Source organism: Pseudomonas congelans (assembly GCF_900103225.1).
GTDB lineage: Bacteria > Pseudomonadota > Gammaproteobacteria > Pseudomonadales > Pseudomonadaceae > Aquipseudomonas > Aquipseudomonas congelans.
Genome location: NZ_FNJH01000002.1, coordinates 582,914 through 596,564, shown reverse-complemented (window position 1 = coordinate 596,564; position 13,651 = coordinate 582,914). Strand labels below are relative to the sequence as shown.

Sequence of the window (13,651 nt, the reverse complement as noted above, 5' to 3'; positions counted from 1 at the left end):
TGCGTCTGTGTAAAAGGATTGCGCGGCGCGCGCGACAGCCGAAGTAGAGTGAAGACCGCTATGGAATGGCGCAAAGAAGTTAACCAGGGAGTCATGGCCCAGTGCGCGCTCCCTCACCCCCGACGCTGTGCGCCGGGTATCGCTTTCGGATTAACGTTGATGTTTGCGGTCAGCGCGTCGGCCGCCTCGTCGGGTGGCAACGGCGCAGTCAGATTCAACACGGCTTTTATCCAGGGAAGCGATCAGCCGGCAGACCTCCAGGAGTTTCTGCGTTCCAATAGTGTATTGCCCGGTACTTACCGGGTTGATATCTATGTCAATCGCAAGCTGAGCGGCAGGCGGGATATTCGCTTTTTGAAAAATCCGCTATCAGGCTTGATCGAGCCCTGTCTGTCGCTCGAGATGCTACAGAGCTTCGGTCTGGACTTGAGTCGTCTGCCATCAGGTGACGCATCTGCCCAAGCCTGTTTCGACCTGCCCGCGCGTGTCGAATTTGCCCGCGTCGACTATCAGCCCGGCGCGTTGCGACTGGCAATCAGTGTGCCGCAAGCGGTGATGTCGCGCGGTACCCGCGGTTATGTGTCGCCGGAGCTGTGGGATCAGGGCGAGACCGCAGGCTTTATCAATTACAACTTCAATGGCAGCCGGCGGCGTAACAAGGGCCTGGAATCGGATCAGTACTACGTGGGGCTGCGAAGCGGGCTGAACGTCGGCGCCTGGCGTTTGCGCAACGAGTCCTCTCTGGTGGGCGGCAGTGACAGGCCCTGGCGTTATCGCAGCAACCGTACCTTCGCGCAGCGCGATATCACTGCCCTGAAAAGCCAGCTCACGCTGGGCGAGACGTTTACCGATTCGCAGGTATTCGACAGTGTCCGCTTCAGGGGCGCGGCCCTGGCCTCTGACGATGGCATGCTGTCTGACAGCGAGCGGGCCTATGCCCCGGTCATCCGCGGTATTGCCGAAACCAATGCGACCGTGGAAGTTCGCCAGAACGGTTTTCTGCTCTACAGCGGCAGTGTGTCCCCCGGGCCTTTCGAGATTGCCGATATCTACCCCAGTGGCTCCAATGGCGACTTGTCGGTATCTGTCATCGAAGCCGACGGGCGTGTGCGAACCTTCACCCAGGCCTACGCGTCGCTGCCGATCATGGTTCCCGCAGGCTCGTTACGCTATAGCCTGGCCGGCGGGCAGGTCGACACCAATGATGATCAGCAGGCCGCTCCGGCGTTTGCCAGCGTAGCCCTGATCTATGGTCTTTCCGAACGGATTACCGGGTTCGCCGGGGTGCAACTGGCCGAGGCTTATCAAGCCGCGAACCTGGGCACCGGGGTCAACACCGGGCTGGGCGCGGTGTCGATGGACCTCACCCGGTCGGTCAGCAAGGTGGATCGGCAGGCGCGCAGCGGTCAGAGCCTGCGGGTGCGTTATGCCAATACGCTGGACTTCACCGACACCACCCTGGCTGTGGCCGGTTATCGGTATTCGACCGAGCAATACCGGACCCTGAGCCAGCATGTCAGCGATAGCGGCCCGCAGCGGCGAGTGCTGTCCTCTGGCCTTGCGCGGGATCGGCTGGAACTCAGCATCACCCAGATCGTGCCTGGCCAGGCGGCGTCGCTGAGCCTGACTGCTTCCGAGCAGCGCTACTGGAACCTGCCCGGCAAGACCCGGCAACTTTACCTGTCCTATAACGCGGCCTGGCATTCGCTCAATTACAGTCTGTCCATCGAACGCAACGAGGATTTCGGGCGAAGCGGTGACGCGAGCACCGACAACCGTGTTGCCCTGAGCGTGACTCTTCCGCTCGGATCCAGCCCCGGCTCGTCGCGACTGTCTTTCAACGCGGTGCGCGACAGCCGTGGCGAGTACAACGCCACTGCCGGACTCAATGGCCAGGTGCTCGGCGACCGCGATACGTTCTATTCGGTACAGGCCGGACGTGACAGCACCTCCGGTAGTTTTGGTGCAGGCAAGCTCAGCACCAGCACGGCATTCGGCCGTTTCGAAGCTGGTTACAGCCAGGGCCAGGACTACGATGCATTCAGCCTGTCCGCCGCAGGTTCGCTGGTGGCGCATGCCGGTGGCGTGAATCTGGGGCAGTCCTTGGGGGAAACCTTTGCGCTGGTTCAGGTGCCGGATGTCGGTGGCGCTCGCCTGAAGTCGTTCAGTAATGTCGAGACCTCCGGCAACGGCTATGCGGTTCTGCCTTATGCGCAGGCCTATCGCACCAACTGGGTCAGCCTGGATACCCGGCAGCTGGGTGCTGATGTCGATCTGGAAAACGCCATCACCCAGATCGTGCCGCGCAGGGGCGCGATACCCGTGGTGCGCTTCAAGGCCAATGTGGGCCGCCGGGTCCAGTTCGAACTGGTGCGCGCCGATGGCAGCAAGGTGCCGCTGGGTGCCAGTGTCGAAGATGAGCAGGGCAGGGCGCTGGCGGTGGTCGATCCCGGCAGTCAGGCGCTGGTGCTCAGCGAGCAGGATGCCGGCAGCCTGTGGGTGCGCTGGTCCGATCAACGTTGTCAGGCAGCATTCTCGCTGCCGCCCAGAGATCCGTCGCGAGCCTATGAGCGGATCAGAGTGGTATGCCGATGAGCGCCTTCGCGGGTTCATGCAAGGCGGTGTTGACGAGTTTGCTTTTGGCGACAGGTTTTGCGGCGCACGGGGCTGTTTCGCTGAGCGGAACGCGGCTGATTTTCGACGGGCAGTATCGCGAAGTCACTCTAGAGGTGCGCAATCGCGGCAAGTCCGAGGCGCTTTTACAAGCCTGGCTCAGCGACGCCGCGGATGGTGACGACACCCCGGTTGAGCTGCGCAAGGCACTGCCATTCTTGGTCACACCACCGCTTTCGCGTCTGGCGGTGGGTGGCAGGCAGGCCCTGCGCGTGCTGTATCAGGGCGCAGGCATGCCTCAGAAATACGAGTCGTTGCTGCATCTGTATGTGCTCGAGGTACCCCGCCGCCAGGACGGCGTGGGACAACTGAACATCGCCGTGCGCCAGCGCATCAATGTGTTCTACCGGCCCCCCGGTCTTGACGGTGATCCGGCCGATACCCCCGCGCGGCTGCTGTGGACACTGACTCATGACCCGACGCACGCCTTGTTGCTGACGGTCAGTAACCCCACGCCCTACCACGCCGCTCTGCAAGCGTTGCATATCGACGATGTGCCGCTCGGCAATCATCTGCTGCTGGCGCCGGGCGCCCAAGTGGCGATGGTTGTGCCGGCGAGTGTCGAGCCCTCTGCCACACATCGTTTTTCATTCCAGGCGCTGACCGACTACGGCGGCCGACGAACACATTGTGCACAGCTCACCGGACAGACGGCCACTACAGCCAGGCTGCCGAAAAACAATTCCCTTCAGGACGAATGCTGATATGAAACATCTCTCTGCCAGAGGCTGGCTGCGATCCCTTGCCGTATTGCTGTTACTGCATCCGGGCTCCACCTTCGCACTGGTCTGTACCACTCAAGGGACCGGCGAAACCGAAATTCACGATGATCTGAGCAGTACGGTGGCAATCCCGGAGTCGATTCCTGACGGGGAAGTGGTATGGCGTTCCGAACCTCTGAATGTTCAGGTCGAATGCGCCAGAGAGGGCTGGCAGTCCGAAGCAGAAGAGATTTTTATCTACCTGAATCCGGACAATCGTTCGATCGGTCAGGGAATTCGGGCCGGCATGACGTTGCAGGGGATCGATCACCTGCAAGGCAATGGACGGGTCAGTACCGGCAGCTACCTGCCGATATGTCGCGAGGGTGAAAGCACGCTCGAAAACTGCCCGAAGGTGCGCTTCAGCCTGGCGTTTTCGGTATTTATCCAGAAGTTCGGCGCCACACCGTCCTCCGGCGTGGCCAGTGACCTGCTGGATTACCGGTTTTTTCAGTTGGGCGGCGCGACAGACTCGAGTCGGCTGTCAGGGCGCAGCTTCAGTTATGTGATCAATAACCTGCGCGGGCTAAGGTTCGTGGCCTGCGACGCCGATCTGCAAGTGCTCCCGGAAACCGTGGAATTTGGCGACGTCGCGATACACCAGGTGGCCATTGGCAAAGTGGCTGCCACCCAGACATTCTCCCTGCTGACCAGCCGCAGCTGTGATTCGCCGTTCAGCATCGATGCACGTTTCAGGCCGGTGACGGGCAATCTGTCTGGCGAGCTGCTGATCCCCGTCGGTAATGATTCATTGGGGATACGCATTACCAGTGCAGTCAACGGTCAGCTGCTACGTTACAACGAACCATTCCATCTGGCGGAATTGCTCGGCGAAACCAACACTGCCAGGGCTGACTTCAATGCCGAACTGCTGTGGAACACCAACATGCCAAGGCCTGGAACGTTCAATGCCGAGGTGATGGTCGATCTGTTCTACAAATGACGGCGACAGGAGGCTCGGGCGGTTGTGCGGCGATTGATGTATGCTGCGCGGCCGCGGGCATCTGCCCGGCCAATTCGACTTTCTGGTGACACCATGACCACGCCTGAACAACCTCCTGTTCAAGACGCCGCAGCCGACTCCGTCGCAGACACTGAAAACAAGGCTGTCATTGCGCCTTTCAGCTTTCCGTTCAAGCCTTCGGAGTTTGCCCAAGCCAAAAAGGAGCCGGCGTGGCATCAGAAAAACAACAAGCACGGACACCACAAGACCCCGGGCGTCGCGCCGGCTGGCACCCGCAGGTCGATGGGCAAGCGCTGATCGCCTGAGTGATCCTGCTCAGGCCGCCTGCAAGGGGATGAACAGGTAGGAAACCGGCTGCCGGTCAGTCACCTCGGCACCTTCCTGTTGCAGGGTGTCAAGGACGTGCTGGCCGGCTACGTGAAACTCCCACTTCGAACCTTGGGTCCGCTCATCCTGCGCAGGATTTGCGACCTGTTCGATGGCCGCAGCAAACGCGTCCATGTCCGGCAGGTAGGCGACGAAACCGTTGCCCTTGAGGGCGGTAGTGCGGATGCCCAGCTTCTGGCAAATCAGCTGTTTGGTCTCTATTTCATCCCGGTCCGCCTGACGCGACCGTTCGATCAGGTCTATCAGTTGTGTATCGACCAGCCTGTCGTTAACGATGAGGTCGGGACCCTGCTCCCACGACTCTGGCGGGCAGCCTTTTGTCTCCGGGCGTAACGGAATGTGCGGGTTGATCTCCATCGGATAGATTCGGCAGACCAATGGCCTGCGCTCGTAGATGCGACACAGGTTCTTCTCGTCAAGATTCCGGCAGCGCCCCACGTTGTAGGCCGCGAAGGTGATCGCCACAAAGGCTGTGGTACTGCCGCTGCTGACCTCGGTCGAGCGACGGCTGGCATGGGTCAGCTGCGTCTCGGAAACCCCGTAGCCATTGCTCAGAAATGCCTCGGTCAGCACGATGACGTTGCCGCCATCGGCCGCCCACTGCGCGGCTTCGTCGAGCGTCAGCGGTACGTGATGGTCGGTGCAGCAGCCGCCACACCCTACGCAGGAAAACTTGGTGTCCATTATCTCGATGACCCGTCCAACAGGTAGGCGGCAAGCGACAACAATTGGTCACTCACTCGCTTGGTGTCTCTCGGGAAGCAAGTTGCGCGCCAGTCGTTGGCGTGTCGGTCGCGGGTTCAGGCTGCAGGGATGTCGAAACGCTTGAGATAGACCATTGCGGATTTTTCATAAAGCCGCCGCGCCGCCAGGTTGTTTTCCATGACGTGAAGGTCGACCGATGCTTCATTACGCGTACGCAGATGGGTGAACAAATGATTGAGCAGGGCGTGGCCAATCCCGCTGTGTCGCACATCAGGGTACACCACCAGGTCCCTGATGAATGCGCTGGTCCAGCACACGATCACACCGACTACCGTTTCGTTACGCATGGCCAGAACGCACAACGACGGATCGCATTCGGGATCGCGTTCGAATGCGGCCAGCCAGTCCGGATAATCCGCTACGCAGCCTGCCGCGCTGCCATACCCCAGGGTCAGCAGGCGGTGAACCTCTGCGGCTCGCTCAAGTGTAAGGGGATGTGGCTGGATGCCAGGCGGCCAGGCCGGGGGTGGCACTGGTGTTGCGAGATCCCGACGCATCAGCCAGTAATGCGCGGCGGATGCATCGGTCATGTTCGGACGTTGTGTCGCTGTGCGCTCAGGGATCAGAGCCCTTGGGCGACCACCGTACGTGCGGCCTCGATCAGGCATTTGGTCAACTCGGGTGACGAGAACTTGGTCAGCACGGCATTGGCCCCGGCGATCTGCGACTTCTCGCTGTTCATCGCGCTGTCGAGCGAGGTGTGCAGCAGGATGTACAGGTCACTGAAGTCCGGGGTATCCCGAAGTGTGCGGGTCAGGGCGTAGCCGTCCATCTCTGACATCTCGATATCGGAAACCACCACGTTGATCTGCCGCGCAGTACCCTGCAGATCGAGCAAGACATCGATGGCCTCTTTGGCACTGCGTGCCGTATGGCACTCGAGGCCGAGATTGCGCAAGGTAATGATCGACTGCTGCAGGGCAACCTGACTGTCGTCGACGACCAGAATCCGCGCCTTGCTCAGCAGTTCCGCATCCTCTTTGGCCAGCTCTGTGGACTGCACGACGATCTGCGCAGGGGCGATACCGTGGATCACTTTCTCGATGTCCAGTACCTGCACCAGCACGCCGTCGACCTGGGTGACCCCGGTGATGAACGACTTGCTGCTCGACCCGTAGGGTGGCGGACGGATATCGGTGGTCAGGCAATGCACAATCTTGCTCACGGCCTGAACATGCAGGCCCTGTTTCGAGCGGCTGACATCCGTAACGATCAGGCAGCCACCGTCGGGATCGGCCAGCGGCCGCTCGCCGATCGCACGACTCAGATCGATAACCGACAGCGACGAACCACGTAACGTCGCGATGCCTTTGACGTGTGGGTGCGATTCGGGAAGATGGGTTAGAGGCGGGCAGGGAATGATCTCGCTGACCTTGAGCAGGTTGATCGCCATCAGCTTGCCGCTGCGCAACGTGAAGAGGAGCAGCGAAAGTGAATCTGCTCGGACGTTCTTGGACATATGAACCTTCTGGCTGTAGGTGTTTCGTCGCCTGGTAGCGGCAAACAACTTTCTATGACAGGTTATCGACCTGAGGCGCGCTGGCTTGAGGATTTTTAACCGACAGCCGAGCGTGCCGTTCGCTTGCCATTGGAAGTCGTTGCACTGCACCGTGGCGCGCCTGACAAGCGGACTGCCCACGTGCCGATAGTGGCAGTCTGGCTTCGGTTGCGTCAAACCTGGGGAGGGCGGCAGATTGTCGCTCTCTGTATTCCGACAGCCTGCGTAGCGGGTTCGCACGCCATAGTGCTTTGCCAGAAAGGCGTCCTGCGACAAAATACCGCAGCTATATATAGAGGAAGAGGTGCGACAAACTGACGCACCGTTCTATATATAGAAGGGCTTTGCATCCGGCCCCTGCAAAAACGTCCTGCGGTCGTGGATCTGCTGCCACGCAGACCACCTGGCCGGCAAATGCGTCCGTATGGCTGGCCAATGCTTGAGTTGCCGAATCAGACAGATGATCATCGCGCACGCCTCGGCGCAGCCAGGGCCGTATACCTCCGTTCAGGCTGCGAACGCACGCTGTATGGCGTTGACCAATCCTTTCATCAGTTCAGTAAGGTATGTGAATGAGCGACAAAACGTTGTACCTGAGACGCGAAAAGCGCTTTCTGGTTTTGCTGGGCATTATCTGCCTGGCCCTGATCGGCGGCGCCCTGTACATGCAGATCGTGCTGGGCGAAGCGCCTTGCCCGCTGTGCATCCTGCAGCGTTACGCGCTGTTGTTCATCGCCATCTTCGCGTTCATCGGCGCAGCCATGCCCGGGCGCCGCAGCGTCACGGCATTTGAAACTCTGGTTACCCTCAGCGCCCTAGGCGGCATTGCCGCTGCCGGCCGGCATGTCTGGATCCTCGCCCATCCGTCCGACAGCTGCGGCATCGATGTGCTGCAGCCGATTGTCGATGGCCTGCCATTGGCTACACTGTTCCCTACAGGGTTCCAGGTCAGCGGTTTCTGCACGACGCCATATCCGCCGGTTCTCGGATTGTCACTCGCGCAATGGGCGCTGACGGCTTTTGTCCTGACTGCAGTTCTGGTACCGGCGTGCATCATCCGCAACCGCCGCAACCCTTACTAACTACAGGGGCTTTGGCTAAAAACGCCCCGTGAATGCGGGGCTTTTTTCGCGTGTAATGATGCGTTTGAAGAGGGATTGTTACGTATTTAGAGAATAACTGTTACAAAATTAGGCATAGTCATTAAAATTTTACGTATCTACAATCCCCGTCAGTTGTCGTTCAGCTTGGCCGAACGATCAGCATTTTGAGGCTTGGAGCGTCCCCTGTGCACTCTGAACAGGCAGCGCAACGCTTGCCTCTGAGGGCGTATAATGGCCGCGTCGAAAGCGTCTGCCCGAAGTTTTGGGCAGTTCCAGCAACTCAAAAAACAAGAATCCATAGCTAAACCCGGACTTGTCGATACGCCGCTGTGCGTACTGGCGGCCCTTGTTCAATTCAAAAAAATTAGCCGGCACTGGCAGGGCGAAGTGTTGGCGGTCGAAACCCAACTGCACCGCGCAAGCTGCTTTTAGAGGTCGTGAAATGAGTAAAAAAAGGTACCCCAGGTTTTTTGGCTTCTTGGCCCTTTTCTGTATGCTTTTGCTCAGTGGATGCGATGGCGTACCTCTGCTCGATCCAAAAGGGCAGGTGGGTATCGAGCAGCGGAACCTGATCATAATCGCAACGCTGCTGATGCTGATTGTCGTGATCCCGGTCATCCTGATGACCCTGATCTTCGCCTGGAAGTATCGCGCATCGAACAAGGCCGCCAAGTACACGCCGGACTGGTCTCACTCCACCAAGATCGAAATCGCAGTCTGGGGCGTACCCATGCTGTTGCTGGTCTTCCTGGGGTACATCACTTACGTCTCGACTCACTCGCTGGACCCTTACCGTCCGCTTGATTCGGACGTCAAGCCGATTACCATCCAGGCGATCTCGGTTGACTGGAAATGGGTATTCGTCTACCCGGACTACGGCATCGCCACGGTCAACAAGATCGTGTTCCCTGCCAAGACGCCGATCAACTTCCAGGTCACCTCGGACAGCGTGATGAACTCGTTCTTCATCCCGGGCCTGGGTGGTCAGATCTACGCGATGGCGGGCATGCACACCAAGCTGCACCTCATCGCCAACGAGAATCACGAATTCAACGGTATTTCGGCCAACTACAGTGGCGCAGGCTTTACCGGCATGAAGTTCAAGGCCATCGCTACCAGCCAGGCTGATTTCGACAGCTGGGTCAGCGAAGTCAAGAGCTCGCCCAAAAAGCTTGGCACGGCCGAATATGCCGAGTTGATCAAGCCGAGCGAACGCAACCCTGTCGAACTCTTTTCCTCGGTCACCCCGAACCTGTTCCAGATCGTCATCGACAAGTATGAAGGTATGAATCCGGGCAAGAAGGTTGTTGCTGGTGAGAAGGAAGTAGCCGGTGAGGCTGGTGCGGAAAAAGGCAAAAATTCAGCTGCTGGGGCAGAGGAGTAAACGATGTTTGGCAAATTAAGTCTGGAAGCGGTGCCGTTCCACGAGCCCATAGTCATGGTGACACTTGCCATGATCGCGCTTGGCGGCATTGCGGTTGTCGGGTTGATCACCTATTTCCGCAAGTGGACGTACTTGTGGTCTGAGTGGCTGACCTCTGTCGACCACAAGAAAATCGGCGTGATGTACATCGTCGTTGCCATGGTCATGCTGCTGCGCGGTTTTGCCGACGCGATCATGATGCGTACCCAACTGGCGATGGCCCAGAACGGTGCTGAAGGGTTCCTTCCGCCTGAGCACTATGACCAGATCTTCACCGCTCACGGTGTGATCATGATCATCTTCATGGCGATGCCGTTCTTCACGGGCCTGATGAACATCGTTCTGCCTCTGCAGATCGGCGCTCGCGACGTGGCGTTCCCGTTCCTGAACTCCCTGAGCTTCTGGCTGCTGGTCGCAGGCATGCTGCTGATCAACCTGTCTCTGGGTGTCGGTGAATTCGCCAAGACCGGCTGGGTTGCGTATCCGCCTCTTTCCGGGCTGCAATACAGTCCTGGCGTGGGGGTTGACTACTACATCTGGGCGCTACAGTTATCCGGGTTAGGTACGACGCTGACGGGGGTCAACTTCCTCGTGACCGTTCTGAAAATGCGTACCCCTGGCATGAAACTGATGGACATGCCGATCTTCACCTGGACCTGCACCTGGGCAAACATCCTGATCGTGGCTTCGTTCCCGATCCTGACCGCTACCCTGGCGTTCCTCACCCTTGACCGCTACCTGGACTTCCACATTTTCACGAACGAAATGGGCGGTAACCCCATGATGTACGTGAACCTGTTCTGGGCGTGGGGCCACCCTGAGGTGTACATCCTGATCCTGCCGGCATTCGGTGTGTTCTCGGAAGTCATCTCAACGTTCTCCGGCAAGCGTCTGTTCGGCCATAAGTCGATGATCTTTGCCTCCGGTGCGATCTGTATCCTGGGCTTCATGGTCTGGCTGCACCACTTCTTCACCATGGGTGCGGGTGCCAACGTCAACGCCTTCTTCGGTCTGGCGACGATGCTGATCGCGATCCCGACGGGTGTGAAGCTATTCAACTGGCTGTTCACCATGTATCAGGGCCGTCTGCGCTTCACTGCGCCGGTGCTCTGGACCCTGGGCTTCATGGTCACCTTCTCGATCGGCGGCATGACCGGCGTTCTGTTGGCGATCCCGGGTGCTGACTTTGTGCTGCACAACAGCCTGTTCGTGATCGCTCACTTCCACAACGTCATCATTGGCGGTGCGGTATTCGGTTACATCGCCGGCTTCGCGTTCTGGTTCCCTAAAGCGTTCGGTTTCACCCTGAACGAGAAGTGGGGCAAGGCAGCGTTCTGGTTCTGGATCGTCGGCTTCTTCGTCGCATTCATGCCGCTGTACGCGCTGGGCTTCCTGGGCATGACCCGTCGTCTGAACGCTACTGACATGCCAGAGTGGAACATCTACCTGGACGTCGCGCTGTTCGGCGCCGTGCTGATCGCCATGGGTATCGCTTCGCAGCTTATCCAGCTGTTCGTGAGCATCCGTGACCGCGACAGCAACCGCGATCTGACCGGTGACCCATGGAATGGCCATACCCTGGAATGGTCCACTTCATCGCCTCCACCGTTCTACAACTTTGCCGAGCTGCCAAAAGCTGACGACATCGACCCGTTCACCGATGCTAAACGTGCCGGTACCGCTTACAAGGTTCCTGCCCGCTACTCGGCGATCCACATGCCTAACAACACGGCGACCGGCCTGTACATGGGTATGTTGCTGACGGTCTTCGGCTTTGCATTCATCTGGCACATCTGGTGGCTGGTAGGCGCAAGCCTGGTTGCGACCATTGCCGTCTTCGTTGCTCACGCCATGCGTGACGACCAGGGCTACATGGTGCCTGCTGAAGATGTAGCGCGTATTGAAGGTGAGCATCACAAGGTCCTGGCGGCCAACGGTGCATACACTCCTGTCAAGTCCTCGCTGGAACAGGTTTAAACAATGTCAAATATTGCAATCAACTCCGGAGCCCACGATCACGGTCACGACCATGATCATGGGCATGACGATCACCACGACAGCGGTGGCATGACGGTCTACGGCTTCTGGCTGTACCTGATGACCGACTGCGTGTTGTTCGCCTCGTTCTTCGCGGTGTACGCCGTGATGGTCAACAGTGTCGCGGGCGGCCCGTCGGGCCAGGACATCTTCCTGCTGCCATTCGTGGCTGTGGAAACCGCGTTCCTGCTGGTCAGTAGTATCACTTACGGCTTCGCCATGCTGGCACTGTACAAGGGCAATAAAAGCCAGGTATTGGGCTGGCTGGCACTGACCTTCCTGTGTGGTGCTGCGTTTATCGGTATGGAAGTCTATGAATTCCATCACCTGATCCACGAAGGCTACGGTCCGAGCCGCAGCGGCTTCCTGTCAGCGTTCTTCGCGCTGGTAGGCCTGCACGGCGTCCACGTGACCAGCGGTCTGATCTGGATGGCGATCATGATGTTCCAGGTCCAGAAAAAGGGCCTGACCAACACCAACAAGACGCGCCTGAGCTGCCTGAGCCTGTTCTGGCACTTCCTGGACGTTGTCTGGATCGGCGTGTTCACCGTTGTCTATCTGATGGGAGCTTTGTAATGTCAAATTCGCATCACTCCGCTGAAGACAATAGTCATGGCTCAGTGAAGTCGTACATCATCGGTTTCGTACTGTCGATCATCCTGACCGCCATTCCGTTTGCCCTGGTGATGTCGCCTTCGCTGCCGAAGGACATGACGATCGCAATCGTTCTGGTCTTCGCGATCATCCAGATTCTGGTGCACCTGCATTACTTCCTGCATCTGGACTTCACAAGCGTGCAACGTAACAACGTGATGGCCTTCGCCTTTACCACGATGGTTATCGTCCTGCTGGTCGGCTTGTCGCTGTGGATCATTTTCAGCGTCCACCGCGAAATGATGGCGCATTGAGGAATACCAGATGTCACTGAAGCACTTTATCCAAATCACCAAGCCGGGGATCATTTTCGGTAACGTGCTTTCGGTGGCAGGTGGCTTTTTTCTGGCTTCCAAGGGAAATATCGATTTCGGCGTGTTCCTCGCTGCGGTCATCGGTACTTCCCTGGTCGTTGCGTCCGGTTGTGTATTCAATAACTGCATCGATCGCGATATCGATCAGCGAATGGAAAGAACCCGTAACCGGGTTCTGGTGCAGGGCCTGGTTTCACTGAAACTGGCGCTGCTCTACGCAACCCTGCTCGGTATTGCAGGCGTTGGCCTGCTGTACACCGAGGCCAATCCGTTGGCCGCACTGTTTGCAGTGATCGGATTCGTGATCTACGTCGGCCTTTACAGCCTGTACCTGAAACGCAGATCCGTTCATGGCACGCTGGTGGGCAGTCTGTCGGGGGCAATGCCGCCGGTGATTGGCTACTGCGCAGTGAGCAACAGCTTCGACTTTGCGGCCCTGACGCTACTGGTGATGTTCAGCCTTTGGCAGATGCCGCATTCGTATGCAATCGCCATCTTCCGCTTCAATGATTACCGTGCTGCGAAGATTCCGGTTCTGCCGGTCAAGCGCGGCATTCTGGTTACCAAGCGCCACATCATGCTCTACATCCTGGCGTTCCTCGTAGCGACCCTGATGTTGACCGTCGGTGGCTATGCGGGCCTCAACTACCTGGCTGTAGCAGCAGGTATGGGCATGTACTGGCTGTACATGGCCTGGAAGGGCTACAAGGCCGTTGACGATACTGTCTGGGCTCGCAAGCTGTTCGTGTTTTCGATCTTCACCATCACTGCCTTGAGCGTGATGATGTCGGTCGACTTTCAGGTGACAAAAGAATTGCTGGTGACTTACGCCTTCTGATTCCACTTGGTACGCGACCTGAAAAACCCCGTTCTGCGAAGAGCGGGGTTTTTTTTCGAGTGTCGATCTACACTGGTTGAAAGACAGGACGTGTCTGCAGTTTTTAGCGGCCGTAAATGCCTGTTCACAGGACGTTTTTGACCTTTCATGGAAAAACAGGAGCGCTTGCCGCATGATGTGCCGTTTTCAAGCGACCTGTGACATATATCCGGTTTCCGAGCCCGTCAGGGCTGA

14 protein-coding genes are annotated in these 13,651 nt (G+C 58.4%); 11 read left to right on the top strand and 3 right to left on the bottom strand.

Annotation, left to right across the window (positions count from 1 at the left end; genetic code table 11):
* Positions 1–60 precede the first annotated feature (60 nt).
* The 4 genes from BLR20_RS09775 to BLR20_RS09760 all read left to right on the top strand — a co-directional run bounded on the left by BLR20_RS09775 (position 61) and on the right by BLR20_RS09760 (position 4,695).
* Complete coding sequence (locus BLR20_RS09775; protein WP_074594618.1) at positions 61–2,595, top strand: fimbria/pilus outer membrane usher protein; 2,535 nt, start codon at positions 61–63, stop codon at positions 2,593–2,595.
* Positions 2,592–3,377 (top strand): fimbrial biogenesis chaperone, encoded by a 786-nt coding sequence (locus tag BLR20_RS09770; RefSeq protein WP_032615933.1) that lies wholly within the window; start codon positions 2,592–2,594, stop codon positions 3,375–3,377. Before BLR20_RS09775 ends, BLR20_RS09770 begins: the two co-directional genes overlap by 4 nt.
* Position 3,378: 1 nt before the next feature.
* Positions 3,379–4,377 carry a fimbrial protein gene (locus BLR20_RS09765; RefSeq protein WP_054992925.1) on the top strand — a complete coding sequence of 333 codons (999 nt, stop codon included), beginning with the start codon at positions 3,379–3,381 and terminating at the stop codon, positions 4,375–4,377.
* Between the two features lie 93 nt (positions 4,378–4,470).
* The gene (locus BLR20_RS09760) at positions 4,471–4,695 is read left to right on the top strand and encodes a hypothetical protein (RefSeq protein WP_003415292.1); all 225 of its coding nucleotides are present in this window, start codon (positions 4,471–4,473) and stop codon (positions 4,693–4,695) included.
* Between the two features lie 18 nt (positions 4,696–4,713).
* Here the strand turns inward: BLR20_RS09760 and BLR20_RS09755 are convergent, their stop codons facing one another.
* From BLR20_RS09755 to BLR20_RS09745, 3 genes are all read right to left on the bottom strand, one after another.
* Positions 4,714–5,469, bottom strand: coding sequence for a YkgJ family cysteine cluster protein (locus BLR20_RS09755; RefSeq protein WP_010429084.1), 756 nt, complete (start codon positions 5,467–5,469; stop codon positions 4,714–4,716).
* A gap of 116 nt (positions 5,470–5,585) precedes the next feature.
* Positions 5,586–6,047 (bottom strand): GNAT family N-acetyltransferase, encoded by a 462-nt coding sequence (locus BLR20_RS09750; protein WP_054992964.1) that lies wholly within the window; start codon positions 6,045–6,047, stop codon positions 5,586–5,588.
* Between the two features lie 65 nt (positions 6,048–6,112).
* Complete coding sequence (locus tag BLR20_RS09745; RefSeq protein WP_003408993.1) at positions 6,113–7,009, bottom strand: chemotaxis protein; 897 nt, start codon at positions 7,007–7,009, stop codon at positions 6,113–6,115.
* 611 nt (positions 7,010–7,620) lie between these two features.
* On the opposite strand from BLR20_RS09745, the gene BLR20_RS09740 reads away from it, so the two are divergent.
* The 7 genes from BLR20_RS09740 to cyoE all read left to right on the top strand — a co-directional run bounded on the left by BLR20_RS09740 (position 7,621) and on the right by cyoE (position 13,417).
* Complete coding sequence (locus BLR20_RS09740) at positions 7,621–8,130, top strand: disulfide bond formation protein B (protein ID WP_032615760.1); 510 nt, start codon at positions 7,621–7,623, stop codon at positions 8,128–8,130.
* Positions 8,131–8,382: 252 nt separating this feature from the next.
* Positions 8,383–8,583, top strand: coding sequence for a hypothetical protein (locus BLR20_RS27770; protein ID WP_003314077.1), 201 nt, complete (start codon positions 8,383–8,385; stop codon positions 8,581–8,583).
* Between the two features lie 10 nt (positions 8,584–8,593).
* Complete coding sequence (gene cyoA, locus BLR20_RS09730) at positions 8,594–9,535, top strand: ubiquinol oxidase subunit II (protein ID WP_025990861.1); 942 nt, start codon at positions 8,594–8,596, stop codon at positions 9,533–9,535.
* 3 nt (positions 9,536–9,538) lie between these two features.
* A complete protein-coding gene (gene cyoB, locus BLR20_RS09725; protein WP_032615758.1) occupies positions 9,539–11,551 on the top strand; it encodes a cytochrome o ubiquinol oxidase subunit I in 2,013 nt (670 codons plus the stop codon).
* Positions 11,552–11,554: 3 nt separating this feature from the next.
* Positions 11,555–12,187, top strand: a complete 633-nt coding sequence (locus tag BLR20_RS09720) for a cytochrome o ubiquinol oxidase subunit III (protein ID WP_010429069.1) — start codon at positions 11,555–11,557, stop codon at positions 12,185–12,187.
* Positions 12,187–12,519 carry a cytochrome o ubiquinol oxidase subunit IV gene (gene cyoD, locus BLR20_RS09715; protein ID WP_002552345.1) on the top strand — a complete coding sequence of 111 codons (333 nt, stop codon included), beginning with the start codon at positions 12,187–12,189 and terminating at the stop codon, positions 12,517–12,519. Before BLR20_RS09720 ends, cyoD begins: the two co-directional genes overlap by 1 nt.
* A 10-nt stretch (positions 12,520–12,529) precedes the next feature.
* Positions 12,530–13,417: a heme o synthase gene (gene cyoE, locus BLR20_RS09710; RefSeq protein ID WP_003314082.1), complete on the top strand. Its 888-nt coding sequence runs from the start codon at positions 12,530–12,532 to the stop codon at positions 13,415–13,417.
* Positions 13,418–13,651 lie beyond the last annotated feature (234 nt).